General features: G+C 71.3%; 26 protein-coding genes and 1 pseudogene. 11 read left to right on the top strand and 16 right to left on the bottom strand.

What is annotated here, in order from left to right; genetic code table 11:
• Positions 1–34 precede the first annotated feature (34 nt).
• A complete protein-coding gene (locus DEW08_RS23115; protein WP_109331724.1) occupies positions 35–616 on the bottom strand; it encodes a cold-shock protein in 582 nt (193 codons plus the stop codon).
• A 213-nt stretch (positions 617–829) separates the two neighbouring features.
• Positions 830–1,330, bottom strand: a complete 501-nt coding sequence (locus DEW08_RS23110; RefSeq protein ID WP_109331721.1) for a YchJ family protein — start codon at positions 1,328–1,330, stop codon at positions 830–832.
• Between the two features lie 216 nt (positions 1,331–1,546).
• Between DEW08_RS23110 and DEW08_RS23105 the strand changes: the two genes are divergently transcribed.
• From DEW08_RS23105 to rodA, 5 genes are all read left to right on the top strand, one after another.
• A complete protein-coding gene (locus DEW08_RS23105; protein ID WP_109331720.1) occupies positions 1,547–2,290 on the top strand; it encodes a cyclic nucleotide-binding domain-containing protein in 744 nt (247 codons plus the stop codon).
• Between the two features lie 113 nt (positions 2,291–2,403).
• Positions 2,404–3,012 carry a ribonuclease HII gene (locus tag DEW08_RS23100; protein WP_425429135.1) on the top strand — a complete coding sequence of 203 codons (609 nt, stop codon included), beginning with the start codon at positions 2,404–2,406 and terminating at the stop codon, positions 3,010–3,012.
• 91 nt (positions 3,013–3,103) lie between these two features.
• Positions 3,104–4,192, top strand: a complete 1,089-nt coding sequence (locus DEW08_RS23095) for a site-specific DNA-methyltransferase (protein WP_109331716.1) — start codon at positions 3,104–3,106, stop codon at positions 4,190–4,192.
• Between the two features lie 103 nt (positions 4,193–4,295).
• Positions 4,296–4,679 (top strand): dihydroneopterin aldolase, encoded by a 384-nt coding sequence (locus tag DEW08_RS23090; protein WP_109331712.1) that lies wholly within the window; start codon positions 4,296–4,298, stop codon positions 4,677–4,679.
• Positions 4,680–4,838: 159 nt separating this feature from the next.
• The gene (gene rodA, locus DEW08_RS23085; protein ID WP_109331711.1) at positions 4,839–6,008 is read left to right on the top strand and encodes a rod shape-determining protein RodA; all 1,170 of its coding nucleotides are present in this window, start codon (positions 4,839–4,841) and stop codon (positions 6,006–6,008) included.
• 36 nt (positions 6,009–6,044) lie between these two features.
• Here rodA and DEW08_RS23080 read toward each other — a convergent pair.
• The 5 genes and pseudogenes from DEW08_RS23080 to DEW08_RS23065 form a co-directional block, all read right to left on the bottom strand.
• Positions 6,045–6,755 (bottom strand): annotated as a pseudogene (locus DEW08_RS23080) (ABC transporter ATP-binding protein); the annotation flags it as partial.
• The gene (locus DEW08_RS33575) at positions 6,755–6,907 is read right to left on the bottom strand and encodes a hypothetical protein (protein WP_342760796.1); all 153 of its coding nucleotides are present in this window, start codon (positions 6,905–6,907) and stop codon (positions 6,755–6,757) included. The pseudogene DEW08_RS23080 and the gene DEW08_RS33575, both read right to left, overlap by 1 nt.
• Before the next feature lie 5 nt (positions 6,908–6,912).
• Entirely contained in the window at positions 6,913–7,740 is an 828-nt protein-coding gene (locus DEW08_RS23075; protein ID WP_342760795.1) for a branched-chain amino acid ABC transporter permease, read from the bottom strand.
• Positions 7,737–8,606 carry a branched-chain amino acid ABC transporter permease gene (locus DEW08_RS23070; RefSeq protein WP_109331710.1) on the bottom strand — a complete coding sequence of 290 codons (870 nt, stop codon included), beginning with the start codon at positions 8,604–8,606 and terminating at the stop codon, positions 7,737–7,739. The genes DEW08_RS23075 and DEW08_RS23070 overlap by 4 nt, the downstream gene beginning before the upstream one ends.
• Positions 8,607–8,746: 140 nt before the next feature.
• Complete coding sequence (locus tag DEW08_RS23065; protein ID WP_245986923.1) at positions 8,747–9,793, bottom strand: L,D-transpeptidase; 1,047 nt, start codon at positions 9,791–9,793, stop codon at positions 8,747–8,749.
• 132 nt (positions 9,794–9,925) lie between these two features.
• Between DEW08_RS23065 and DEW08_RS32820 the strand changes: the two genes are divergently transcribed.
• Positions 9,926–10,750, top strand: a complete 825-nt coding sequence (locus DEW08_RS32820; RefSeq protein ID WP_245986922.1) for a tetratricopeptide repeat protein — start codon at positions 9,926–9,928, stop codon at positions 10,748–10,750.
• Entirely contained in the window at positions 10,666–11,760 is a 1,095-nt protein-coding gene (locus tag DEW08_RS32815) for a glycosyltransferase (RefSeq protein WP_342760804.1), read from the top strand. The genes DEW08_RS32820 and DEW08_RS32815 overlap by 85 nt, the downstream gene beginning before the upstream one ends.
• A 31-nt stretch (positions 11,761–11,791) precedes the next feature.
• On the opposite strand, the gene DEW08_RS23055 is transcribed toward DEW08_RS32815, so the two are convergent.
• From DEW08_RS23055 to DEW08_RS23045, 3 genes are read right to left on the bottom strand one after another with little or no spacing between them, the layout of a single operon-like run.
• Entirely contained in the window at positions 11,792–12,496 is a 705-nt protein-coding gene (locus DEW08_RS23055) for an ABC transporter ATP-binding protein (protein ID WP_109331702.1), read from the bottom strand.
• 55 nt (positions 12,497–12,551) lie between these two features.
• Positions 12,552–13,289: a sulfite exporter TauE/SafE family protein gene (locus tag DEW08_RS23050; protein WP_109331698.1), complete on the bottom strand. Its 738-nt coding sequence runs from the start codon at positions 13,287–13,289 to the stop codon at positions 12,552–12,554.
• A 19-nt stretch (positions 13,290–13,308) separates the two neighbouring features.
• The gene (locus tag DEW08_RS23045; protein WP_109331697.1) at positions 13,309–14,922 is read right to left on the bottom strand and encodes an acyl-CoA synthetase; all 1,614 of its coding nucleotides are present in this window, start codon (positions 14,920–14,922) and stop codon (positions 13,309–13,311) included.
• Between the two features lie 182 nt (positions 14,923–15,104).
• Here DEW08_RS23045 and DEW08_RS23040 point away from each other — a divergent pair, with 182 nt between their 5' ends.
• Positions 15,105–15,614 carry an RT0821/Lpp0805 family surface protein gene (locus DEW08_RS23040; protein ID WP_109331696.1) on the top strand — a complete coding sequence of 170 codons (510 nt, stop codon included), beginning with the start codon at positions 15,105–15,107 and terminating at the stop codon, positions 15,612–15,614.
• Position 15,615: 1 nt separating this feature from the next.
• Here DEW08_RS23040 and DEW08_RS23035 read toward each other — a convergent pair whose 3' ends face one another.
• The 5 genes from DEW08_RS23035 to DEW08_RS23020 form a co-directional block, all read right to left on the bottom strand.
• Positions 15,616–16,917 (bottom strand): hemolysin family protein, encoded by a 1,302-nt coding sequence (locus DEW08_RS23035; protein ID WP_109331695.1) that lies wholly within the window; start codon positions 16,915–16,917, stop codon positions 15,616–15,618.
• Between the two features lie 28 nt (positions 16,918–16,945).
• Positions 16,946–17,653 (bottom strand): exopolysaccharide biosynthesis protein, encoded by a 708-nt coding sequence (locus DEW08_RS23030; RefSeq protein ID WP_109331681.1) that lies wholly within the window; start codon positions 17,651–17,653, stop codon positions 16,946–16,948.
• A gap of 152 nt (positions 17,654–17,805) precedes the next feature.
• A complete protein-coding gene (locus tag DEW08_RS23025) occupies positions 17,806–18,696 on the bottom strand; it encodes a sensor histidine kinase (RefSeq protein WP_109331680.1) in 891 nt (296 codons plus the stop codon).
• Positions 18,582–19,007 (bottom strand): hypothetical protein, encoded by a 426-nt coding sequence (locus DEW08_RS30830; protein WP_146214755.1) that lies wholly within the window; start codon positions 19,005–19,007, stop codon positions 18,582–18,584. The genes DEW08_RS23025 and DEW08_RS30830 overlap by 115 nt, the downstream gene beginning before the upstream one ends.
• A 31-nt stretch (positions 19,008–19,038) precedes the next feature.
• Positions 19,039–20,100, bottom strand: coding sequence for a cobalamin-dependent protein (locus tag DEW08_RS23020; RefSeq protein ID WP_109331679.1), 1,062 nt, complete (start codon positions 20,098–20,100; stop codon positions 19,039–19,041).
• Positions 20,101–20,410: 310 nt separating this feature from the next.
• On the opposite strand from DEW08_RS23020, the gene DEW08_RS23015 reads away from it, so the two are divergent.
• Positions 20,411–20,833 (top strand): DUF1284 domain-containing protein, encoded by a 423-nt coding sequence (locus DEW08_RS23015; protein ID WP_109331674.1) that lies wholly within the window; start codon positions 20,411–20,413, stop codon positions 20,831–20,833.
• A gap of 8 nt (positions 20,834–20,841) precedes the next feature.
• Here the strand turns inward: DEW08_RS23015 and DEW08_RS23010 are convergent, their stop codons facing one another.
• Entirely contained in the window at positions 20,842–21,273 is a 432-nt protein-coding gene (locus tag DEW08_RS23010) for a response regulator (protein WP_109331673.1), read from the bottom strand.
• Positions 21,274–21,541: 268 nt separating this feature from the next.
• Between DEW08_RS23010 and DEW08_RS32810 the strand changes: the two genes are divergently transcribed.
• Together DEW08_RS32810 and DEW08_RS23005 are read left to right on the top strand one after the other, a co-directional pair.
• A complete protein-coding gene (locus DEW08_RS32810; protein WP_245986921.1) occupies positions 21,542–22,150 on the top strand; it encodes a PAS domain-containing protein in 609 nt (202 codons plus the stop codon).
• On the top strand, positions 22,147–23,658 hold the full coding sequence (locus tag DEW08_RS23005; RefSeq protein WP_245986920.1) for an ATP-binding protein: 1,512 nt from the start codon (positions 22,147–22,149) through the stop codon (positions 23,656–23,658). Before DEW08_RS32810 ends, DEW08_RS23005 begins: the two co-directional genes overlap by 4 nt.
• Positions 23,659–23,726 lie beyond the last annotated feature (68 nt).

The raw sequence follows: 23,726 nt of genomic DNA, 5'->3' as shown, positions 1-23,726 counted from the left end.
CCGCCGCGCCGGTGGCGCGGCGGCCGGTCCGATCTCAGTCCAGCAGTTCGACGCGCTGCGCTTCCGGACCCTTGGCACCCTGGCGGGTGGTCACGTTCACGCGGGCATTGTCCTCCAGGCCGGCGAGGCCCGAGCGCTCCAGGGCGCGGATGTGGACGAAGATGTCCTTCCCGCCGCCGTCCGGAGCGATGAAGCCGAAGCCCTTGGTGACGTTGAACCACTTCACGGTGCCTTCGACCGTCTCGCCGCCGGCGTCATTGCCGTAGCCGCCGCCGAACCCACCGCCGTAGCCGCCGCCGCCGCCGAAGTCGCTGCGCGGGGCGCGCGCCGGACGGGACGGAGCAGCGGTCGAGGTGTCGACGCTGTGGATGACAGCCACCTGCGGGCCCTTCGGGCCGCGCGACAGGTCGCACGTGATGGTCGCCCCTTCCGCCAGGCTGTCGTGTCCGCTGAACTGCAGGACGGTGGAGTGGAGGAAGGCATCCGGCGAGCCGTCTTCCGGCGTCACAAAGCCGAAGCCCTTGGTGCTGTTGAACCACTTCACCGTGGCCCGGATGTTGCGCTGGGTGATCTCGGGAGCGCGGAAGGCGTTGTTGCGCTGCGGACGGTCGAACATACGTGAGGTCTCATCTGTCGTGATAACGCCGTCGCCCCGACATGGGACGGGCCGGCACACCGAAGATGATCCGATCCGCCGCTTTTTTCAATTGAGATTGCGCGCCGGGCTACAAAAGACACGATGAATTTTCCGCGGCGCCCGCGAAGGCCCCGCGCCCGCCGGCGCTCCCCCGGGCGACCCGGGGGATTGCGTGCATGACCCGGCCCCCGGTCAGGCGGCCGCACCGTGGCACTTCTTGTACTTCTTGCCGCTGCCGCAGGGGCAGGGCTCGTTGCGGCCGATCTTGGGGCCGATGCGCGGGCGGGCGCCCAGCACGCCGTCCACATAGTACCAGCGGCCGTCCTGCCGGGCGAAGCGGCTGGTCTCGTGATGGGTGTGCGGCTTGCCGTTCATGGTGAAGCGGGCGACGAACTCGACCAGCCCCTCCTCGTCGCCCTCCAGCCCGGCCTCGGTGGAGCGCACCTCCATGCCGGTCCAGACGGAGTTCTTCGCCCAGGCCTCGACCTCGGCGCGGTCGAAATCCTCGCGGGTGGAAGGCAGCAGCGTGTCGTGCAGATAGTCGATGTTGCCGGTGGCGAAGGCCGAATAGCGCGACCGCATCAGCGCCTCCGCCGTCGGCGCCGGGGCGCCGGCCAGATAGGGGGCGCAGCAGGACTCGAAGGTCTTGCCGGACCGGCAATAGCATTCTGTGGCGGTGGTGCCGTCGGTCATGGGTCGGGCCTCTGGTTGGCGGCGCCGGGCAGGGCTCCTCCCGGCAGGGGCACTGCCGGGGACGCCGCCGGGCATGGGTCGTTTCGCGGGGCGCAATGCATAGCGCAGCAGCCCGGCGCTCTCAAGGCCGCTATCGGTTCGGTAAGGAATCGCGGCTATCGTGGCCGGGAACCGCGCAGATCAAGGCTGCCGCGCACCCGTTCCCGAGCCGCCGCCATGCCCGCCTCCCGCGCCGCCCCCGTCGTCCGCATCCCCGCCGGGCTGGTGCTCGTCCACCAGGGCCGGCACGGCGACCGCGCCTGGCTGGTCGAGGAGGGCGAGCTGGAGGTGCTGCTGGAACGGCCGGACGGGCTGAAGCGGATCGGCACGCTCGGCCCCAACTCCATCGTCGGCGAGATGGCGCTGATCGACGACGGGGTGCGCAGCGCCTCGGTCCGCGCGGTCACCGACGTGCATGCGCGGGAGCTGACGCGCGAGGCCTTCCGCGCCCAGCTGGAGAAATGTCCGCCGCTCGCCCGCTACCTGCTGGAAAGCCTGATCGCCGCCATCCGGCGCAGCTACGGCCTGCCCCAGCCGGAACGGCAGGAGGGCGGGCCCGAATTCAACACCGCCACCTCCTTCCAGACGGTGGTGGAGCGGCGGAGCTTCCGGCCCGGCCATGTCTTCTTCCGCCAGGACGATGCGGCGACCGCCGCCTATCTGATCCAGTCCGGCCGCGTCGCCATCCGGCGCGACGACGGAACGGGATCGCGCGACCTCGGCCTGCTCGGTCCCGGCCGCATCTTCGGGGAACTCGCCCTGCTGACCGACCGGCCGCGCGCCGCCACCGCGACGGCGGAGGAGCAGACGGTCTGCGAGATCATCCGCAAGGAAAGCTTTGCCAGCGCCATGGCCGCGATGCCAAAAATCCTGCAGGCGCTGGCCCGCCACTATGTGGAACAGCTCGCCGCCCCCCGCTGACCGCTCCATCCGCAGCCCCACCCGCAAGACGATCCATGCCCAGACCCGCCAGCACGCCGGCCGCCAAGCCGGCAGGACGCCCCCGTGTCATCCGCTCCCGGCCCGACCTGTCGATGGAGGCCGGGCTCGGCCGCGGACGCCTCGTCTGCGGCATCGACGAGGTGGGGCGCGGGCCGCTCGCCGGCCCGGTGGTCGCCGCCGCCGTGATCCTGCCGGCCGGCGGCCTGCCGCCGGAGATCGCAGCCGGGATCGACGACAGCAAGGCGCTGAGCCGCCGCATCCGCGAGGAGGTCGAGCCGGCGATCCGCGCCCACGCGCTGGCCTTCGCCATCGCCGAGGCCAGCGTCGAGGAGATCGACCGCCTGAACATCCACAAGGCCACGCTGCTCGCCATGCGCCGCGCCTTCGAGGCGCTGCCCGGACCGGCCCCGGAGGTCGCCCTGGTCGACGGCAAGTTCGCCCCCGATCTGCCCTGCGAGGCCCATCCCCTCATCAAGGGCGACGGCCGCAGCCTGTCGATCGCCGCCGCCTCGATTCTCGCCAAAGTGGCACGAGACCGCGAGATGTTGAGGCTCTCCACCCTCCATCCCCACTATGGGTGGGAGCGCAACGCGGGCTATCCGACGGCAGAACATCTCGCCGCGCTGCAGCGTTTCGGCGTCACGCCGCACCACCGAGTCAGTTTTGCACCAGTCGCCGCGCAAAAGGCCATAAGCGGCTGACTCCGCAGACTCTTGCGCAAGAAAGCAGTTGACGGCGACTCGGCCTCGACTCATTGTCGCCCCGAGTCCCATTCTTCTGCCGGTTGCACATATGCTCCCCCTCGATCGCATTCTGGTCGGTGATTGCATCGCCCTGATGAACGCCCTGCCGCCCGAGTCGGTGGACCTCGTCTTCGCGGATCCGCCCTACAACCTTCAGTTGGGTGGAGAGCTGCTGCGGCCGAACCACACCCGCGTCGACGGGGTGGACGACGAGTGGGACAAGTTCGAGGATTTCGAGGCCTACGACCGCTTCACCCGCGACTGGCTGGCCGCCGCCCGGCGCATCCTGAAGCCGGAGGGCTCGCTGTGGGTGATCGGCAGCTACCACAACATCTTCCGCGTCGGCGCCTCGCTGCAGAATCTGGGATTCTGGATTCTCAACGACATCGTCTGGCGCAAGACCAACCCGATGCCGAACTTCCGCGGCACGCGCTTCGCCAACGCGCATGAGACGCTGATCTGGGCGGCGCGCGACAAGGACGCCCGCTATCGCTTCAATTACGAGGCGATGAAGAACCTGAACGACGACCTGCAGATGCGCAGCGACTGGCTGCTGCCGATCTGCAACGGCTCGGAACGGTTGCGCGACGACGACGGCCGCAAGGTCCACCCGACGCAGAAGCCGGAATCGCTGCTCTACCGCGTCATCCTGTCCTCCTCGCGGGCCGGCGACGTGGTGCTGGATCCCTTCTTCGGCACCGGCACCACCGGCGCCGTCGCCAAGCGGCTCGGCCGCCGCTTCATCGGGCTGGAGCGCGACGAGAGCTATGCGGAGGCCGCCCGGATCCGCATCGACGCGGTCGAAGCGGCCCCGGAAGGGGCGGTGCTCGACACGCCGCCCAAGCGCAGCGCGCCGCGCATCCCCTTCGGCTGGGTGGTGGAGCGCGGGCTGCTGCGCCCCGGCACCACGCTGTTCGACCAGCGCCGCCGCGTCGCCGCCCGCGTGCGCGCCGACGGCACGCTGATCGGCTCCGGCCCGCGCGGCGACCATCGCGGCTCGATCCACCAGGTCGGCGCCGCCATGGCCGGACTGCCGGCCTGCAACGGCTGGACCTTCTGGCATTACGAGGACGGCGACAGCCTGCTGCCGATCGACGTGCTGCGCGAGCGCATCCGCGCCGAGACGCCGGCCGCCTGATCGGCCGGCCTCCGGACGGCGGCTTTTTTGCGCAGCCTCACCGGGGCAGGGTTGAGGTCTGCGCAGTTGGCAGCGCAGCGGTGCCGTGTTAGGGCTGTGCGCCATGAACAAGCTCTTCGCGACCGTTACCGCTCCGGTGCCGCGTGCGGCATCGGCGGCGCTGTCTTCCCGTTGTTTCGTGCGTGATCTGGTGATGGACGCGCTGATCGGCGTCTATGCCCACGAGCGGCTGAAGCCGCAGCGCATCCGGCTGAACCTCGACCTCGACGTGATCGCGCCGGGCGTGACGGGGGAGGATATGGCCGCCGCGGTCAAGGCGGTGGTCGGCCAGGGCCACGTCACCCTGATCGAGACGCTGGCCGAGCGCATCGCCGAACGCTGCCTGGCCGATGCCCGCGTGCGCAGCGCCCGCGTGCGGGTGGAGAAGCTGGACGTCTTCCCCGACGCCGCCAGCGTCGGCGTCGAGATCGAACGCGCCCGGATCTGATCGCCGGACCGCAGACCCGGCCGGCCGATTGCGGCCGCCGGTCGCGGCCGTCATGTGGCTTTTCGCGGCCCGCCGGGTCCGCCGCTTTACCGCGCGGCGGCTCTTGAGGCAGTATCCGGCCCGCATCCCCGCATCGCATAAACCGACGCAGGCTTCAAGGTGGCGGTCCTTTCCAACGGCGGATCGGTCGGGCTGGCCCCGCGCGGTCCCGAACTGACGCTCGGCACCAAGTTCCGGCTGATCAACTGGGGGCTGGTCCTGCTGATCTGCACGATCACCGGGATCGGCGTCGCCCTGCTGTTCTCGGCGGCCGGCGGCCACTGGAAGCCCTGGGCGCAGCCGCAGCTCGTCCGCGCCATTCCCGGGCTGGTGCTGATGCTGGGCATCGCGCTGATCGACGTCCGGCACCTGATGCGGTCGGCCTACATCATCTACGTGATCGTGCTGTGCCTGCTGATCGCGGTGGAGATGATGGGCCGCATCGGCATGGGCGCCCAGCGCTGGATCGACCTCGGGTTCTTCCAGCTCCAGCCGTCGGAGCTGATGAAGCCGGCGCTGACGCTGGCGCTCGCCCGCTATTTCCACGGCATCACGCTGGACCAGATCGGCCGGCCGCTGCTGCTGATCCCGCCGCTGCTGCTGGTCTTCGTGCCGGTCGCCTTCGTGCTGATGCAGCCGAACCTCGGTACCTCTCTGCTGCTGATCATGGGCAGCGGCGCGGTCTTCTTCGCCGCGGGGGTGCGCATCTGGAAGTTCCTGCTGGTGATCGGCGGCGGCCTCGGCGCCATCCCCATCGCCTGGGAGTTCCTCCACGACTACCAGAAGCAGCGCGTCTATACCTTCCTCGACCCGGAGACCGATCCGCTCGGCGCCGGCTACAACATCCTGCAGTCGAAGATCGCGCTCGGCTCCGGCGGGCTGTTCGGCAAGGGCTTCATGTCAGGGTCGCAGAGCCAGCTCATGTTCCTGCCGGAGAAGCACACCGACTTCATCTTCGTCGTGCTGGCGGAGGAGTTCGGCATGGCCGGAGCGCTGATCCTGCTCGGCCTCTACCTCATGCTGTTCATCTACGGCATCGTGATCGCGCTGAGCTGCCGCAGCCAGTTCGCCCGACTGGTGGCGGTCGGCATGACGACGCAGTTCTTCCTCTACGTCTTCGTCAACGTCGCCATGGTCATGGGCATGATCCCGGTGGTCGGCATCCCGCTGCCGCTGGTGTCCTACGGCGGATCGGCGATGATGACGCTGATGGTGGGCGTCGGGCTGCTGCTCAGCATGTCCGTCCACCGCGAGATCCGCATCCCGAAGAGCGGCGTGACCGACGTCTAGCCTGCCCCGGGCCGGGGAGGGGTCACCCCTCCTCCGCCCCAGATAGCTCTCGACCACCCGCGGGTCGGCGACGACGTCGGCCGGGGCGCCGTCGGCGATCTTCTCGCCATGGTCCAGCACGACCACCTGGTCGGACAGCGCCATCACGGCGCGCATGACATGCTCGATCATCAGGATGGTCAGCCCCTCGCGGCGGTTGAGGTCGCGCAGCACCTCGACCATGCGGTCGACCTCGGTCGGGCGCAGCCCGGCCAGCACCTCGTCCAGCAGCAGCAGGGTCGGCCGGGTCGCCAGGGCGCGGGCGACCTCCAGCCGCTTGCGGTCGGGCAGGGTCAGGCTGCGCGCCGGCCGGGCCGCCTGATCGGCGAGGCCCAGCCGCTCCAGCACCGCGCGGGCGAGGCGGCGGGCGGCCTCCACCGAACGCTCCCGGGCCAGCGCCCCGACCACCACATTGTCCTCGACCGAGAGCTGGCCGAAGGGCTTGACGATCTGGAAGGTGCGGCCGATGCCGGCGGCGCAGATCTGGTTGGGCTTCAGCCCGGTCAGCGGCCGGCCCTGCAGCGTCACCCGCCCCTCGTCGGCCGGATAGACGCCGGCGATCAGGTTGAAGGTGGTCGTCTTGCCGGCGCCGTTCGGCCCGATCAGCGCGACGATCCTGCCCTCCGGCACCAGGAAGCTGACCTCGGACACCGCCTTCAGCCCGCGGAACCGCTTGGACAGGCCGGCGACCTCGAGAAGCGCGGCCATCACGCCTCCTCCCCCGGCTGGCGCACCAGCCGCAGCCGGCGCGCCACCCAGGGCCACACGCCGTCCGGCCGGAAGACGATGATGGCCACCAGCGCGATGCCGTAGAAAAGCTGCTTCATGCCCGGCAGGTCGACGCCGGTCGCCTCGATCACGAAGGTCAGCCCTCGCCCAGCGGGGTCAGGATGAAGGCGCCGAGGATCGGGCCGATCAGCGTGCCGATGCCGCCGACGATGGCCGGCAGGATGATCTCGATGGAGCGGCCCATGGAGAAGACCTGCTCCGGGAACAGGTTGTTGAAGTAGAAGGCCTGGAACACCCCGCCCAGCGCCGTCAGCGCCGAGGAGACCGCCACCGCCGTGATGCGGGCGCGGAACAGGTCGACACCCGACGCCTCCGCCGCCTCCGGCTCCTCGCGCACCGCCAGCCACTGGTAGCCCAGGCGGCTGTGCAGCAGGATCCGCGACAGGACCAGCGCGCCGGCCACCAGCCCGAGGATGACGTAGTAGAACAGCAGCGGCGAGCCGCGCAGGTTCAGCGGATCGCTCTCCCCCGCCGTCACCGGCAGGAAGAAGCCGCCGGAGCCGCCCAGCCACTGGATATGGTCGAAGCCGATGCGCGCCACCTCGGCGAAGGCGATGGTCAGCAGGGCGAAATGCACGCCCTTCACCCCGAAGCGGAAGCCGAGGAAGCCGAGGAAGCAGCCGGCCGCCACCGCCGCCAGCATGGACAGCCACAGGCCGGCCCACGGTCCGATGCCGAAATGGACGAACAGCGCGGCGCTGACATAGGCGCCGAGCCCGACATAGAGCGCGTGGCCCAGCGACAGCAGGCCGGAAAAGCCCATCATCACGTTCCACGCCTGCCCGACATAGGCGAACCACAGCACCGTGGTCAGCACCGACAGCACATAGCGGTCGGCGACCAGCGGGGCGCCCAGCAGCAGGACCGCGAACAGGGCGAGGAGGATCATGCCGCGTGCCGTCAAGACCGTTTCCCCAGCAGGCCCTGCGGACGCAGGAGCAGAACGACGATCAGCACGCCGTAGCTGAACAGCGACTTCAGCGACGGCGTCAGCAGGAAGCCGGCCAGCGCCTCCGACACGCCGATCAGCACGCCGCCCAGCAGCGCGCCGGGCAGGCTGCCCAGGCCGCCGATGATGACGATGATGAAGCTGAGCAGCGTGTATTCCGGCGAAAGCTGCGGCCGGGCGTCGACCAGCAGGGTCATCAGCGCCCCGGCGATTCCCACCGTCCCGGCGCCGATCCCGAAGGTCAGGGCATAGAGCCCGTCCATGTCCAGCCCGACGACGCGTGCGCCGAGCGGATTGTCGGCGCAGGCGCGGATCGCCTTGCCCGTCCGGCTGAAGCGGAAGAAGGCGAACAGCGCCGCCGCCACCAGGATCGCCGCCGCCCCGGCGCGCAGCCGCACGGCGTCGAGCAGCAGCGGCCCGATCTCCACCGTGTCGAAGCCGTAGGGCACCTGCACCGACCGCGAGTCCGGTCCGAACAGCATCAGCATGGCGTTCAGGATGATGGTGGCGATGCCCAGCAGCAGGATGAACTGCATGTGCTCCGGCTGCTCGACGAAGCGGTTGACCAGCCCGCGCTGCAGCAGCCAGCCGGCGGCGAACAGCACGGCCGCCATGACCGGCGCCGACAGCAGCGGATCGAGCCCGAGATAGGCCGCCAGCAGCACGGCGCCGTACATGCCGGCGACCATCATCTCGCCATGGGCGAAATTCACCACCCGCACGACGCCGAAGATCACCGACAGCCCCAGCGCCGCGAGGCCATAGACGAGGCCCGTCAGCAGCCCTGAGGCGGCGATGTTGAGATAATACTCGACCGGCATGGGGACCGTGCGTGGTGAAGCCTGTCCTGCGGGCGTAGCAGTCCTTCGATTTCGAGGCAAGCGGGAACGATGCCGGACAATGCGCCGGGCCGATCGTCGGCCCTGTGAGCGCGGGGATCGGCGCGGGGGCAGCGCCGGGGTCAGCGCGACACCACCCGCGCCGCCCCCCGTGCGTCGGACTGCGCTTCCGCCCGCAGCTCCGCGATGCGCTGGGCCACGTCCTGCAGCCGGCCCCGCAGCGCGTTGGACAGGCAGGCCCGCGCCGCCGCCGCGACGGCCGGATCGCCCTCCGTGCCCTTGCGCACCCAGCAGAGCGCGGCGGTCCGCTCGTCGAACCGCCGGTCCTCCTGCGCCAGCGCATAGGCGGCGGTGGCGCCGTCCGGCAGGCCGGCCAGGAAGCGGTCCTGCAGGCCGCGCGCCCGGCCGTCCAGTTCCGCGAGATCCGGCGTGTCGCAGATCAGCCGGCGCAGCGGCGCCTGCGCCCCGGCACAGCGCGGGTCGGGCACGACGGGAGCCAGGACGGCCGGAGCGGGCGCAGCGGCCGGGGAGACGGCAGGCGGCGGACCGGCCGGCGGCGCGCCCGCCTTCACCGGACGGGGCGGCGGCGGGGCCGCGGCGGCGGCGGGGGCGGCGGCGGGGGCCACAGCCGGCACGGCGGGCTTCGGGGCCGCCTTGGCCGCGGCCGGCAGGGGCGGCGGCGGCTCCGTCCCCACAGCCTCGCGCACCACGCGCACGGGCGTGCCGACCTCCACCGTCCCGAACAGCGTCTCGATGTCCGCCGGCAACATGCGGAAGCAGCCGCTGCTGACCCGCCGGCCGACGGAGCCCGGCTCGTTGGTGCCGTGGATGGCGATGGCGGTCCAGCCGAGGTCGAGCGCGAATTTGCCCAGCGGGTTGCCCGGCCCCGGCGGCACCGACAGGGGCAGCGACGGCTTGGCCCGCCGCTGGCTGGCGGTCGGGTGCCAGGTCGGGTTGCGCCGCTTGCGCATCACCGTGCTGTCGCCGAGCGGAATGGTCACGCCCGGCCGCCCGATCGCCACCGGGAAGGAGCGGGTTGGCGCCCCATCCTGCATCAGGTAGAGTCGGCGTTCCGACAGGCTGATGACGATTCGCCGTCCCGGCGGTTCTTCAGGCAGGAGATCCTGCGCCGGCGCGGCGGCGGGATGCAGCAGACACGCGACAACCACAAGGATTGCCGCCAGGAGCCGGGAGTCCACAGGGGTCGTAAGGCCAAGCATGTGGAAAGTTGAGCGTGGCTCTCCTAAAACAGCGTAAACAGGGTGTTCGAAGGACCCCGTAAGGAAGAAGAAGGCCCCGCCATGGACATGATCGAACAATCGCTGGCCGTCGCGACCGAGCATCACCGCGCCGGCCGCACGGCGGAGGCCGAACGGCTCTATCGCGAGGTGCTGACCCTGTCGCCGGGCCACCCCGACGCGCTGCACCTGCTGGGCGTGCTGGCGCTGCAGTCGGGCCGGGCGGAGGAGGCGGCGGACCTCATCGGACAGGCCGCAGCGGGCGACCCGGGCTCCACCCTCTTCCACGCCAACCTCGGCCATGCGCTGCACGCCGCCGGGCGGACGCGCGAGGCGGCGCTGAGCTTCGCCCGCGCGCTGACCCAGCTCACCAACCAGGGCGAGAGCTGGTCGACCATGGGCGCGCTGGCCGGCCTGATCCGCCGCTACGACGACGAGACCCGCAGGGCCGCCGCCGCCGAGCTGGACGCCGGCTATGCCATGTCCGACGTGATGCGGCGCCAGTCGCTGCTGTTCACCCTGTCCGGCGACATCGAGCATTACCGCAAGCTGGTCCAGGCCGCGCTGGCGGAGCCGATGCGCTTTTCCATCCCCTCGCTGCACTATGCCTACTGGGGCATGGCCATGCAGCTCTTCCAGGGGCGGCCCGCTCGGGCGACATCGGCGGCTTCGTCAACGGCGACTATCTGCGCTTCTACCGCCTGCTGGTGGACGAGACGGCGCGCCGCTACGCCATCGCCGGCCGCCTCAAGCGCCAGCAGCCGCGCGACGCCATCCGCAAGGTGGCGGTCGTCACCAACCAGATGCTGGGCGCCGGCCACCAGCCGACGGTGGACGCCTTCGACTTCGCCCGCCGCCTGCAGGACGAGCAGGGCTGCGAGGTGGTGATCGTCAATCCCAACGCCATGGCGGTCACCGGCGAGAACGGCTTCGTCCCGGAATACAGCTACAACGTCACCGAGGAGTATGACGGGGAGCAGATGATCAGCGCCTTCGGCGCCACCGTCCGCATGATCTCCTTCCCGCAGAAGCGCTTCGACGAGGAGAAGCTGCACGCCGTCGTCGACGCGGTGGAACGGTTCGACCCGGACCTCGTGGTCGCCTTCGGCGGCTCCAACACCGTCGCCGACCTGTTCGCCCGCAGCCGCGCGGTGGTCTGCATCCCGACCTCCACCGGAATCACGCCGTCGCTCGCCCGCCTGATCCTCGGCTTCGGGCCGGAGGACGGCGCCAGGGGCTGGCCGGAGGAGATCCGCGACCGCTTCCGCCCCTTCAGCTTCGGCTACACCCTGCCGGAGACCGGCGGCGGCGGCAGCCGCGGCGATTTCGGCCTGCCCGACGAGGGGCCGGTCTATGTGGTGGTGGGCAACCGGCTGGACATCGAGGCCGGGCCGGAGTTCCTCGCCCGGCTCGACGCCCTGCTCGACCGCGTCCCCGCCGCCCGCGTCGCCTTCGCCGGTGCCGTGGAAAGCCTGCCGGAGCGGGTCGCCGCGCTGCGCAACGCGCCGCGCTTCCACGTGCTGGGCCACGTCGACGACATCCGCGCGCTCTACCGGGTCGCCACCGCCTACCTCAACCCGCCCCGCCAGGGCGGCGGCGGCAGCGCGGCCTTCGCGCTGGCCGAGGGGCTGCCGGTGGTCACCCTGCCCGCCGGCGACGTCGCCAGCATCGCCGGCGGCGCCTTCATCGTCGTCGACCAGGCGGATTTCGAGGCGCGCGCCGCCGCACTGGCCGACGACGCCGATCTGCGCGCCAGCCTGTCGGCCCAGGCGCGCAGCCGCTTCGCGGAGGCCGCCGACCGCAAGGCGTCGGTGGAAAAGCTGATGGCCTACGGGCTGGAGGCCCAGCAGGTGCCGCCGCAGGCCCCGACCATCTCGATCGCCGGCCTGACGCTGTAACTCCACGGGCGGGGGACATCCCCCGCCCGCTTCACAGCCCCAGATAGGCCTGCTTCACCGCGGGATCGGCCAGCAGCGCCTCGCCGGTGCCGGACAGCACGATGCGGCCGTTCTCCAGCACATAGGCGCGCTGGGCGAGCTTCAGCGAGGCGGCGACGTTCTGCTCCACCAGGATGATCGTCATCCCCTCCGCCGCCAGGTTGCGGATGGTGCGGAACAGCTCCTGCACCATGGCGGGGGAGAGGCCGAGCGACGGCTCGTCGAACATGATCAGCTCCGGCCGGCCCATCAGGCAGCGGCCGATCGCCAGCATCTGCTGCTCGCCGCCCGACAGGGTGCCGGCCGCCTGGGTCAGCCGCTCCTCCAGCCGCGGGAACAGCGCCAGCACCCGGTCGTAGCTCTGCTTCGCCGCGGCGCGGGCCCGCGGGATCACCGCCCCCATCTCCAGGTTCTCGCGCACGCTCAGCGTCGGGAAGATCTGCCGCCCCTCCGCCACCTGCCCGATGCCGAGGTCGCAGACCCGGTGGCTGGGCAGCCCGCCGATCTCCCGCCCCTTGAAGGCGATGCGCCCGCCTCCCGGCTTGAGGATGCCGGAGATGGTGCGGATCAGCGAGGTCTTGCCCGCCCCGTTGGCGCCGACGATGGCGGTGGTCGTCCCCGCCTCCACCGTCAGCGACACATGGTCGAGCGCCTGCGCGTCGCCGTAGAAGAGGTCGAGGTCGGTGACCGTGAGCATGGCGGATTCGAACCGTCGCAAGGGAGGAAGGGGCGCCACTTTAGCGCAGCGCCCGTCACTTCAGGAAGAACAGCGCGCTCATCGTCAGCCCGACGGCGATGATGCCGCCGCGCAGCGCCTTCGGCGGGATGCGCCGCCCGACCCGCGCCCCGGCATAGCCGCCGGCCACCGCCGCGACCACCATCAGCGCCGCCTTCGGCCAGTCCACCGCCCCGCCCGCCGCATAGGCCACCACCGCGATGGCCGTCAGCACGGCGGAGAACAGGTTCTTCAGCCCGTTCATGGCGTTCAGGTTGGTCATGCCGAACAGGCTGAGCTGGGCCAGCAGCAGGATGCCGAGCCCGCCGTTGAAATAGCCGCCATAGACCGACACCGCGAACAGCGTGGCGAGCAGCGCCCCGGTGCCGTGCAGCCCGACCGAGCGCAGCCGGGCGGCCAGCGGCCCGCCGAAGGCGAACAGCGCCGTGGCGACCAGCAGCAGCCACGGAACGATGCCGCGGAACACCGCGTCCGGCGTGACCAGCAGCAGCGCCGCCCCGGCCAGCCCGCCGACCAGGCTGACCGCGGACAGGGTGACCAGCCCGACCTCGCCCACCGGCTCCAGGTCGTGGCGGTAGCCGTAGACCCCGCTGGCATAGCCCGGCAGCAGGGCGACGGTCCCGGTGGCGTTGGCGGCGACCGGCGGCACGCCGGCATAGATCAGCGCCGGCAGGGTGAGGAAGCTGCCGCCCCCGGCCACGGCATTCATCGCCCCGGCCAGGAAAGCGGCGGTCAACAGCAGAAGCTCGGTCATTCTTTTTCTGGTTCCAGCGTTATCGGTTTCTCAGTTCGCGGCGGATGATCTTGCCGGTGGTCGTCATGGGCAGGCTGTCGAGGAACTCGATCGCGCGCGGATACTCGTGGGCGGCAAGCCGCGTCTTCACGAACTCCTGGATCTCCGCCTTCAGCCGGTCGTCCGGCGCCACCCCCTCGTTCAGCACGATGAAGGCCTTCACGATCTCGGTGCGCAGCGGATCGGGCACGCCGACCACCGCCGCCATGCGCACCGCCGGGTGGCCGATCAGGCAGTCCTCGATCTCGCCGGGGCCGATGCGGTAGCCGGCCGAGGTGATCACGTCGTCGTCGCGCCCGACGAAGCGGATGTAGCCCTCCCCGTCCAGCATTCCCTGGTCGCCGGTCAGCAGCCAGTCGCCGGCGAACTTCGCCGCGGTGGCCTGCGGGTTGTTCCAGTAGCCGAGGAACATCACCGGGTCCGGCCGGCGCACGGCGATCAGCCCCAGCGCGCCCGGCCCCAGCCGGTTCCCGCCGGCATCGACCACCGCCACCTCGTGCCCCGGCACCGGACGGCCCATGATCCCGGGCCTGGCCGGCATCAGCGTCGCCGCCGAGGAGACGATCATGTTGCATTCGGTCTGGCCGTAGAACTCGTTGATCGTCACGCCGAAGGTCTGGCGGCCCCAGTCCAGCAGCTCCGCCCCCAGCGTCTCGCCGCCGCTGGCGACCGAGCGCAGGCAAACCTCGTGGCGCGAGCGCGGATCCGGCACAGCCCGCATCATCTTCAGCGCGGTCGGCGGCAGGAAGGCGTTGCGCACCCCGAACTCCGCCAGCAGGCGGAAGGCCTCCTCCGCATCGAACTTCTCGAAGCGGTGCGAGACCACCGTCACCCCGTGATGCCAGGCCGGCAGCAGCACGTCGAGCAGCCCGCCGATCCAGGCCCAGTCGGCCGGCGTCCAGATGCGGTCGCCCGGCTGCGGGAAGAGGTCGTGCGACATCTCCACCCCCGGCAGATGGCCGAGCAGCACGCGATGGGCGTGCAGCGCCCCCTTCGGCTGGCCGGTGGTGCCCGAGGTGTAGATGATCAGCGCCGGATCGTCCGCCGCCGTGTCGGCCGGGGTGAAGCGGTCCGACGCCGCGTCGACCAGCCCGTGCCAGTCGAGGCAACCGTCGCCGCCCCCGTCGATGCGCAAGACCGTCCTCAGCTCCGGCAGGCGGTCGCGGATCCGCGCCAGCTTCTCCGCGCCCGCCCGGTCGGTCACCACCGCCCTGGCCCCGCAGTTGGCGAGGCGGTATTCCAGCGCCTCCACCCCGAACAGCGAGAAGAGCGGCACCGCCACCCCGCCCAGCTTGTAGGTGGCGACATGCGACACCGCGGTTTCCGGCGCCTGGGGCAGCAGGATGCCGACCCGGTCGCCCCGCCCCACCCCCTGGGCCGCCAGCACGTTGGCGAAGCGGTTCGACAGGGTGCGGATGTCGGCGAAGCGGTAGCTCTCCACCGAGCCGTCGCGCCGCTTGTGGATCAGCGCCAGCCGGTCGGGCGCCTCTGCCGCCCAGCGGTCGCACACGTCCACCCCGATGTTGTAGCGCTCCGGCACCGTCCACGCGAAGCGGTCGCGCAGAGCGTGATAGCTGTCCGCCTTCGGCAGCATGCGGGTTCCCTCCCAACGGCTTCTTCGCCGGCCTGCCTCCCGTCCGGGCGGCCGTTGGTCCGATCATAGGGGGAACGGATCGTCCGCGTCATCTGCGGCCCGCCGCCGGTGGCATGGAATAGGCCGCGGGGCTGCCATGTTGATAGGAGCAGCGTTGCCATTTCCGACGAGCGAGATCCCCGATGAAAGCCAAGCCCCTCACCGCCGCCGCCCTCGCCGCCGTCCTGCTCGCCGGGTGCGCGGCGCCGGGTTCCCAATATGGCTATGGCTACGGCGACAGCGGTTACGGCAACAAGCAGATGGCCGGCGCGCTGCTCGGCGGCGTGGTCGGCGGCCTCGCCGGCTCCCGCTTCGGCGGCGGCAGCGGCAAGCTGGTCGCGGTCGGCGTCGGCACGCTGCTGGGAGCAGCACTGGGCAGCGCCGCCGGCCAGTCGCTTGACCGCGCCGACCAGGCCTACGCCCAGCAGGCGGCGCAGGCGGCCTACACCGCCCCGACCGGCAGCACGGTGCGCTGGAACAACCCGCAGAGCGGCGCCTGGGGCAGCTACACCCCGACCCGCGACGGCACCGGCCCCTATGGCGAGCTGTGCCGCGAGTACCAGACCACCATCTCGGTCGGCGGCCAGCTCCAGCGCGGCTACGGCACCGCCTGCCGGCAGGCGGACGGAAGCTGGCGGGTGGTCGGGGGGTAACCTACCCCTCCGACACCTCCTCGTTGCGCTGGATCAGCACCTTGTCGATGCGGCGGCCGTCCATGTCGATGACCTCGAAGCGGATGCCGTTCCAGAAGAAATGCTCGGCCGCCTGGGGGATATGGCCCAGATGGTCGAGCATGAAGCCGGCGATGGTATGGAAATCGCCCTCGCCGCGCAGGTCGCGCACGCCGATCAGCGATTCGACCTCCTCCACCGGGGTCATGCCGTCGACCAGCCAGCTTCCGTCCTCGCGCTGCACGGCGCCGTCGCTCTCCTCGCCCAGGTCGGGCAGCTCGCCGGCGATGGCCTCCATGATGTCGGTCAGGGTGGCGACGCCCTCGACGCTGCCGTACTCGTCCACCACCACCGCCATCTGGGCGCTGGTCTGCTTGAAAAGCTCCAGCAGGCGGAACACCGGCGTGCCGTCATGGACGACCAGCGGCTTGGTCAGGGCGGCGCGCAGGTCGAAGGGCTGGCCGCTGAGCGCGCGGTTCAGCAGATCCTTGGCGGCCACGATCCCCTGCAGCTCGTCCACGTCGCCGCGGCAGACGGGGAAGCGGGAATAGCCGCTGTCGCGGATCTCGCGGGCCAGGGTCTCCGCCGGGTCGCTCAGGTCCAGCCACATCAGGTCGGGGCGCGGGGTCATGATCGAGCGCACCGTGCGGTCGGAGAGGTGCATCACCCCCTCGATCATCTTGCGCTCGGCCGGCTCGAAGACGCCGGACTGCGTGCCCTCCTTGATCAGGCTCTTGACCTCCTCCTCGGTCACCGTCTGCTCGCGCGTCGTCGGCAGGCGGAACAGCTTCAGCACCGCGTCGGTGGAGGCGCCGAGGAACCAGACGACCGGGGCGGCGACGGTGGCGACCAGCCGCATCGGCCGCGCCACGGCGGAGGCGATGCGCTCGGCGTTCACCAGGGCCATGCGCTTGGGCACCAGCTCGCCGATGATCAGCGAGAAATAGGTGATCGCCGCGACGACCAGCGCGAAGGCGACCTGACGGCCGTAGGGAGCCACCGACGGCACCGATTCGTCCAGGAAGACGCCCAGGCGGTCGGCCAGCGTGGCGCCGCCATAGGCGCCGGCGATGATGCCGGTCAGGCTGATGCCCACCTGCACCGTGGACAGGAAGTGGCCGGGATTGTCCGCCAGTTCCAGCGCGACGCGCGCGCCCTTGCTCCGCTTGTCCTCGACAAGCTGCTGAAGCCGGGCGCGGCGCGCCGACACCAGGGCCATCTCCGACATCGCGAAGAAGGCGTTCAGCAGGATCAGCAGGACGATAACCAGCAGTTCCCAGATCATGTCTTCGTGCCCCGTTGGGGGCGCTCCCTCATCCGGTTATTTGGTGGAGGACCAGGGCGGCCGCCTCGCCCAGCCCCAGCAGGACGGCGGCGACGATCGCCAGCGCCAGCACGCCGGCCGACAGCCCGGCCAGCACGAAGGCGCCGTCCCGTTCGATCAGTCCCAGCGCGATCAGCGCGATGGCGAAGGCCGGCGGCTGGTTGCCGAACATGATCGGCAGGGCGAGCACCGCCGCCAGGATCATCACCGCCACTCCCAGCAGCCGCTCCGCCGCCGGGCTGGTCAGCGCGCACAGGCGGCCTTGCATGTGGCGCTCCACCCGCAACACCCAGGGCCGCGCGCGCGCCGTCACGGCCAGCAGCTTGTCGCGTTCCATGGTCAGGGCGGCGAGGCGGCGCGGCAGCCAGGGCTGCGGCCGGCCGGCCAGGAGCTGGGCGCCGATCAGCACCATCGGCAGGCCCGTCGCGGTCGACAGGCCCGGCACCGGCAGCACGTTGGGGATGGAGAGCATCAGAAGCAGGGCGCCGAAGGCGCGGTCGCCCAGGATATGCACCATGTCGCCGAGCGCGATCCGCTCGCCATGGTCATGGGTCAGGAACTCGTCCAGCACGTCCGAGGCGCGGGCATGGCCCGGTCCGCCGGGACCTCGGTCGGCCGGGTCGGAGGCATCCGGTTCAGGGGTACCCGCCTTGCGGAGGTCGTCCGCGCGGGTGTCCGGAGGTCGGTCTTCGCTCACGGGAAAGCCGTTCGCCTTTGACTGGTGGACGGGAGACCGGGTGGCGGGAAGCCGGAAGGATGGACGGGTAAACCCATGGACCTTTGCGACGCAGCGGCGACTGAATTCCTTCTACAGGAAGCGCCGCCTCCGCGCCAGACCCGCTGAAGCGCTCAAGCTTCGGCCGGGCCGCGGACCGGCAGCTCGACCGTGAAGGTGGCGCCGGCGCCGGGCGCGCTGTCCACCTGGATGCGGCCGCCATGCCCCTCCACGATGGTCCGGCAGATGTAGAGTCCCAGCCCGACCGTCCCCTCCCCCGCCGTTCCCAGCGTGCCGGAGCGGGTGAAGGGCTGGAACAGCCTTGCACGCTCCGCCTCGGACATGCCGCGCCCCTCGTCGGCGACGCTCAGCCGCTGCCAGCCCTCCGCCCCCGCCGCCACGCCGACGCGGACCCGGCCGCCGCGGTGGGAGAACTTGATGGCGTTGGACAGCAGGTTGTTCATCACCTGCTCGGTCTTGCCGGAATCAAGCATGGCCTGCGGCAGCCCCTCCTCCGCCTCCAGCGCGATCGCGACGCCCTTGCCCTCGGCCAGCACGGCGTTCATCGCGACGTTGCGCCGGGCGAGCAGGGCCAGATCCACCGGCTGGCGGGTCAGCCGCAGCCGCCCGGCCTCCAGCGACGCCAGCGACAGGGCGTCCTCGACGAGATGACGCATGAACAGGCTCGATTCGCGGATGCGCTCCAGGCAGGACCGCTCGGTGGCGTCCAGCCGGCCCGCCACCCGGTCCTCCAGCAGTTCGGCGAAGCCGGCGATCACCTGCAGGGGCGAGCGCAGGTCGTGCGCCAGCATGCCCATCAGGCGGTTCTTCTGCTCGTTGCTCGCCGCCAGCTCGGCGTTGGCCTTGGCGAGCGCCCGCTGGGCGGTGGACAGCTCGTTGTTGAGGCGGCTCATCTCCTCGAACAGCGCCTCGGTCGCCCGGCCGGCCGCAACCGGCCGCGCGGCGGACAGCGGCGACAGCCGTGCCGCCAGCGCGGCGTCCAGCCCGGCGATGGCGCGGGCCACGGGCCGGCCGCGCCGGGTTCCCGCGCCACGGTCAGCACCAGCCCGGCCCCGTCGCCGCAGCCGGAGACGTGCAGCATCCCCGGCTCCGGTCCGGCCCTCTCCCGGCCCGCCCACTCCAGGCCGCGATCCACCACCACCTCGCCGCCGCGCAGGGCCGCGAAGAGGTCGAGCGCGCGCGTCATCGCCGCCACGCCGAACAGGGCGGGAAAGGCGCGGCCGGGGTCCATCCGCAGTCCCGGGATGCCGTCGCCGACGCTCAGCAGCCCCTGCAGCCGGCCCTCCGGGTCGCAGGTCAGCACCAGCCCGTCCACCCCGCCTCCTTTCGCCCGAGCGGACGCACCGTCATGCGGCGGCCCCGGCCAGACGCGCCGCCGTGGCGACCGCCTCGTCGGCGCTGGCCGCGAAGCCGTCCGCCCCCACCTTGCGCCAGAGATCCGGCACCAGGTTGAACGGATAGCCGCCGACCAGGATGCCCAGCGGCCGGCCGTTCAGCTCCCGCCGCACGTCGGCGATCAGGTCGGTGACGCGGCCGATATGGGCGGTGATGGTCGCCGAGACCGCCAGCACGCGGGCGTCGCGCTCCTCCACCGCCCGGACGATGCTGCCGGCCGGGGTGTTGGCGCCCAGATAATAGGTGTCCCAGCCGGCCATCTCGAAGAAGTCGGCGACCATCCGGATGCCGATCTCGTGCAGTTCGCCGCTGACGCAGGTGGCGACCAGCGACCGGCCGGCCCGTTCCCCGGCGAAGATGCGGGGGTAGAGCATGGACATGATCGCCTGGGTGGCCGCCGTGGCGAAATGTTCGTGCGCCACGGTGATCGTCCCGGTCTGCCACAGCCGGCCGACCTCGCGCAGCACCGGCTGGAAGACATGCAGATAGAGGTCGTGCACCGGCATGCCCGCCTCGACCCGGCGGCTCACCAGCTCCGCCGCCTCGCGGCGGTCGCCCTGCAGCAGGCTGTCGAGATAGGCGCGGGCAAGGTCGCCGTACGGGGCGTCCGGCTGGACGAAGGGCGGGATCTCGGCCGGAAGCTCCGGCAGGGCGCCGAGGGCGGCGTCGACGCAGGCGGTCACGCGGTCGGCGGTCTCGCCGCCCAGCCGCGCCACCACCACGTCGCGCAGGATCTCCAGGCTCTGCCCGATCTCGGAGGCCGGGATGTTCAGGCCGGTGAACAGAACCTTCACCCAGGCGACATATTCGCGGAACAGGGCGGGGCTGTCGGCCGCCACCGCCTCGGCCAGGTAGAGGACGTGGTAGCGCAGATCCTCCACGCATTTCTCCAGCCCCGCCTCGCCGTAGCGGGCATAGAGCTGGGGCCAGCGCTCGAACTGGATGGCGACGGCGGCGCGGGCCAGCTCGTCACGGCGTTCGGCGATGGGGTTGGCGGCGTGGCGCAAAGGCACTGTCTCCCGACATCGCGCCGGCGCGCCCGGCGGCCGGCCATGTCCTGACCATGAATGGAAGGGTGCGTGATCCGGCGGTCATTGGCAAGCCGGCACACCGCCGATCGGCCAAGGACCGGAAACCTGATGTCGTCCCTGCACCCGCCAGCATCAAGCCCCAACAGCCGGCACCCGAAAAAGGACTCCTCCGGCCGCCGGCAGTCGGGCACCGGCCCGGCCCGCCAAAGCACGGATGCTGCGCATCGCCTGATCTGGCGCTATAGAGGACGTTACCAGCCCGCACCGCCGCTTCTTCGGAACACGCCGCAAAATGACCGTCCGCCTGCGCGCCCATCATCTGCTGTGCATGCTGACCTATGCGGGGAAAGGCTACAGCCCGGCCTTCGTCGCCAACTACGACCTTGTCGTCGCCCGGCTGGCCGGCGGGGAGGACATCCTGATGGTCGAGGGGCCGGACGATCTCTGCGCCCCGCTGCTCGGCGATCCGCAGGCCCATTGCCGCAACGCCGGCGTCCGCGGGCGCGACGCCGCCGCGGCCGCGGCGGTGACCGCCCTGCTGGCGCGGCCGGTGGCGGCCGGCGACCGGCTGAGGCTCGACGCCGCCCTGCTGGAGCGGCTGCGCACCGCCTTCCGCGCCGGGACGACGCGCACCGCCTGCGGCGGCTGCGAGTGGTCGGGCCTCTGCACCGGCATCGCGGAGGGCGGTTTCGCCGGCACGCGCCTGCAGATCTGACCGGCGGGTCAGCGCTGGCGCTGCTGCACCACGAAGGTCAGGCGCTTGGTCAGGTCGGCCTTCGAGACCGGCTTCACCAGATATCCCGAAATGCCGTAGGCGATGGCGCGCTTGACGATCTCCGCCTCGCGGTGGCCGGTCAGCACGATCACCGGCAGGTCGGCCAGCACGTTGCCGGTGGCGGTGCGCAGGGCGTGCATCAGGTCCAGCCCGCTCATCCGCGGCATCTCCAGGTCGCAGATCGCCAGATCGACCTCGCCCGGGTTCTGGCGCAGGATGTCCAGCGCCTGGACCCCGTCCGCCGCCTCGAACACGCGGCGCACGCGGATGTCGTGCAGCAGGCGGCTGATCAGGGCACGGGTGAAGCTGTCATCCTCGATCAGCAGGATCCCCAGGTCGTTGATCTTGCGGACCTGCCGTGCACCCGTGTCTGCCGCCATGCCGTTCCCCCGCGCTCCGGTCCGTCCCTGCCCTCCGGCACGACGGCCGCCGGAACGGAAGTGTCGCGAAGGCACAGTTTATCAGTCGTTAACGGGACGCGCGGACCGCGCATCACCGGCGCCCGGATTTCCCGCATGGCGTGTCCATCTCCCCGTGATATAAAACCGCCGGCCGCCGCTGCGGCATCCTTCAACGTGGCAATCGCCGGCGTAAGCTTCTATGGTGGGCAGCCGCGACAGCAGGACCGGACGTAAGGACCCGACGACCGTGACCGCCTCTTTCCCCACCAGCGAGACCGCCGACGGCGGCCCGGCAGGGCTTCTGCCTGCCGAGATGCTGAGTCTGGTGGTGGAGGCGTCGAGCGCCGGCATCGCGGTCGCCGATCCCTGCCAGCCCGACCTGCCGCTGGTCTACTGCAACCCGGCCTTCCTGGAGATGACGGGCTACGGCGCCGGGGAGATGCTGGGCCGGAACTGCCGCTTCCTGCAGGGTCCCGGCACCGACCGCGCCACGGTGGAGGAGCTGCGCGCCGCCATCGCCGAGGGGCGGCCGACCGCGGTCGAGGTGCTGAACTACCGCAAGGACGGCACGCCCTTCTGGAACGCGGTGTCGCTGCGCCCGATTCCCGGCCCGGACGGGTCGGTGCGCTGGTTCGTCGCCTCCTGCACCGACGTCACCCGCCGCCGCCAGTCGGAGCAGGAGCTGCGCAACACCCAGGAACAGCTCACCAAGCTGGCGGCGGAGACCTTCGCGCTGGCCGAGGATCTGGACCGCGCCCGCGAGGAGGCGGAGGAGGCGCGCGTGACGGCGGAGAATGCCAGCCGCGCCAAGTCGCGCTTCCTCGCGATGATGAGCCACGAGCTGCGCACCCGATGACCGCGGTGATCGGCATGGGCGACCTGCTGATCGGCACGCCCCTGACCGACCAGCAGAAGACCTTCGTCAAGACCCTGCGCTCCTCGGCGGACACGCTGCTGACCATCCTGAACGACGTCCTGGACTTCTCGAAGATCGAGGCCGGGCAGCTCGTCCTGGAGGAGATCGACTTCTCGCTCCACCGGGTGGTGGAGGACGTGGTCCAGCTCTTCCTCGTGCGGTCGGCGGCGAAGGGGCTGGCGCTCAGCGCCTCCATCGCCGACGACACGCCGCGCCATGTCCGCGGCGACCCGACCCGGCTGCGCCAGGTGCTGTTCAACCTCGTCTCCAACGCCATCAAGTTCACCGACCATGGCGGGATCGAGATCGCCGCCTGGATGGCCGCCGAGGACGACGACGGCATCACCCTGCGCTTCGAGGTGATGGACACCGGCATCGGCATGACCGACGAGCAGCGCACCCGCCTGTTCGACGCCTTCGTGCAGGCCGACGCCTCGACCACCCGCAAATACGGCGGCACCGGGCTCGGCCTGTCCATCTGCAAGCGGCTGGTCGAGGCGATGGGCGGCGAGATCGCCGCCGCCAGCAGCCCCGGCAAGGGCTCCACCTTCCGCTTCTCGATCCGGGTTCGCCATTGCGAATCGCCGCCCGCCGCCGAGCAGGCGATGCGGCAGCGGATGGAGGGCTCCGTCCCGGCGATCGATCCGACCCCGGCCTCGCCGGTGTCGCTGCGGCTGCTGCTGGCGGAGGACAACGACGTCAACCGCATGCTGATCACCGCCATGCTGGAACGGATCGGCCATCGGGTGGAGGCGGTGGCCGACGGCCGCGCCGTGATCGACGCTCTGCAGACCGGCGAGTTCGACCTGCTGCTGCTGGACATGGAAATGCCGGTGATGGACGGCCGGACCACCGCCCGCACCATCCGCCGCATGGCCGGGCCGATATCGCTGCTGCCCATCGTCGGCATCTCGGCCGATGCCCTGCCGGAACACCGCGACGGCCACCTCGCCGCCGGGCTCGACGCCTATCTGACCAAGCCGATCGACTGGGACCAGCTCAACTCCGTGGTGCTCGACCTCGCCTCCCGCCCGCGGGAGCGCCGCGCCGTCCCGGCGGCCGGCCGGCCGGCGCCGGAGCAGGACATCTTCGCCCGGCTGCCGCTGGTCGACCGGGTGAAGCTGGCGGAACTGCGGCTGGCCCTGGGGGCTGAGAGCCTGGACGGCATGCTGCGGCTCCTGCCGGAAACCGCCAGCCGGGAGCTGTCGGCGGTGCGCGCCGCCGTTCTGGGCAACCGCCCGCGCGACCTGAAGCAGGCGGCCCACACGCTGGCCGGGCTGGCCGCCAATTTCGGTACGCCGCGGCTGGCAGCCGTCGCCCGCGCGCTCAACGACCATTACACCGACGCCGACCGGGTGGCGGCGCTGGTCCCGCTGCTGGAAACCACGATCGAGCAGACCAACCGGCTGGTCTGCGACCCGGACTCGGTCACCGGCGCGGACGGCTGAGGGCGGCCGGACCGGGGACCCGCGCCGGGCCGAAAGGCTGCCCCGCCGGAATTGCGGTTGCGCCTGGG

Origin of the sequence: Azospirillum thermophilum (assembly GCF_003130795.1) — a bacterium.
Classification (GTDB): Bacteria; Pseudomonadota; Alphaproteobacteria; order Azospirillales; family Azospirillaceae; genus Azospirillum; species Azospirillum thermophilum.
The sequence above is the reverse complement of the archived record's forward strand: the minus strand, read 5'-3'. Positions and strand labels throughout refer to the sequence as shown.

Bases quoted from the DNA above. Each gene is read 5' to 3' on its own strand.
- DEW08_RS23115 (WP_109331724.1), bottom strand. From the start codon at position 616: ATGTTCGACCGTCCGCAGCGCAACAACGCCTTCCGCGCTCCCGAGATC.
- DEW08_RS23110 (WP_109331721.1), bottom strand. From the start codon at position 1,330: ATGACCGACGGCACCACCGCCACAGAATGCTATTGCCGGTCCGGCAAG.
- DEW08_RS23105 (WP_109331720.1), top strand. From the start codon at position 1,547: ATGCCCGCCTCCCGCGCCGCCCCCGTCGTCCGCATCCCCGCCGGGCTG.
- DEW08_RS23100 (WP_425429135.1), top strand. From the start codon at position 2,404: ATGGAGGCCGGGCTCGGCCGCGGACGCCTCGTCTGCGGCATCGACGAG.
- DEW08_RS23095 (WP_109331716.1), top strand. From the start codon at position 3,104: ATGCTCCCCCTCGATCGCATTCTGGTCGGTGATTGCATCGCCCTGATG.
- DEW08_RS23090 (WP_109331712.1), top strand. From the start codon at position 4,296: ATGAACAAGCTCTTCGCGACCGTTACCGCTCCGGTGCCGCGTGCGGCA.
- DEW08_RS23070 (WP_109331710.1), bottom strand. From the start codon at position 8,606: ATGCCGGTCGAGTATTATCTCAACATCGCCGCCTCAGGGCTGCTGACG.
- DEW08_RS32820 (WP_245986922.1), top strand. From the start codon at position 9,926: ATGGACATGATCGAACAATCGCTGGCCGTCGCGACCGAGCATCACCGC.
- DEW08_RS32815 (WP_342760804.1), top strand. From the start codon at position 10,666: ATGCTGGGCGCCGGCCACCAGCCGACGGTGGACGCCTTCGACTTCGCC.
- DEW08_RS23055 (WP_109331702.1), bottom strand. From the start codon at position 12,496: ATGCTCACGGTCACCGACCTCGACCTCTTCTACGGCGACGCGCAGGCG.
- DEW08_RS23050 (WP_109331698.1), bottom strand. From the start codon at position 13,289: ATGACCGAGCTTCTGCTGTTGACCGCCGCTTTCCTGGCCGGGGCGATG.
- DEW08_RS23045 (WP_109331697.1), bottom strand. From the start codon at position 14,922: ATGCTGCCGAAGGCGGACAGCTATCACGCTCTGCGCGACCGCTTCGCG.
- DEW08_RS23040 (WP_109331696.1), top strand. From the start codon at position 15,105: ATGAAAGCCAAGCCCCTCACCGCCGCCGCCCTCGCCGCCGTCCTGCTC.
- DEW08_RS23035 (WP_109331695.1), bottom strand. From the start codon at position 16,917: ATGATCTGGGAACTGCTGGTTATCGTCCTGCTGATCCTGCTGAACGCC.
- DEW08_RS23015 (WP_109331674.1), top strand. From the start codon at position 20,411: ATGACCGTCCGCCTGCGCGCCCATCATCTGCTGTGCATGCTGACCTAT.
- DEW08_RS23010 (WP_109331673.1), bottom strand. From the start codon at position 21,273: ATGGCGGCAGACACGGGTGCACGGCAGGTCCGCAAGATCAACGACCTG.
- DEW08_RS23005 (WP_245986920.1), top strand. From the start codon at position 22,147: ATGACCGCGGTGATCGGCATGGGCGACCTGCTGATCGGCACGCCCCTG.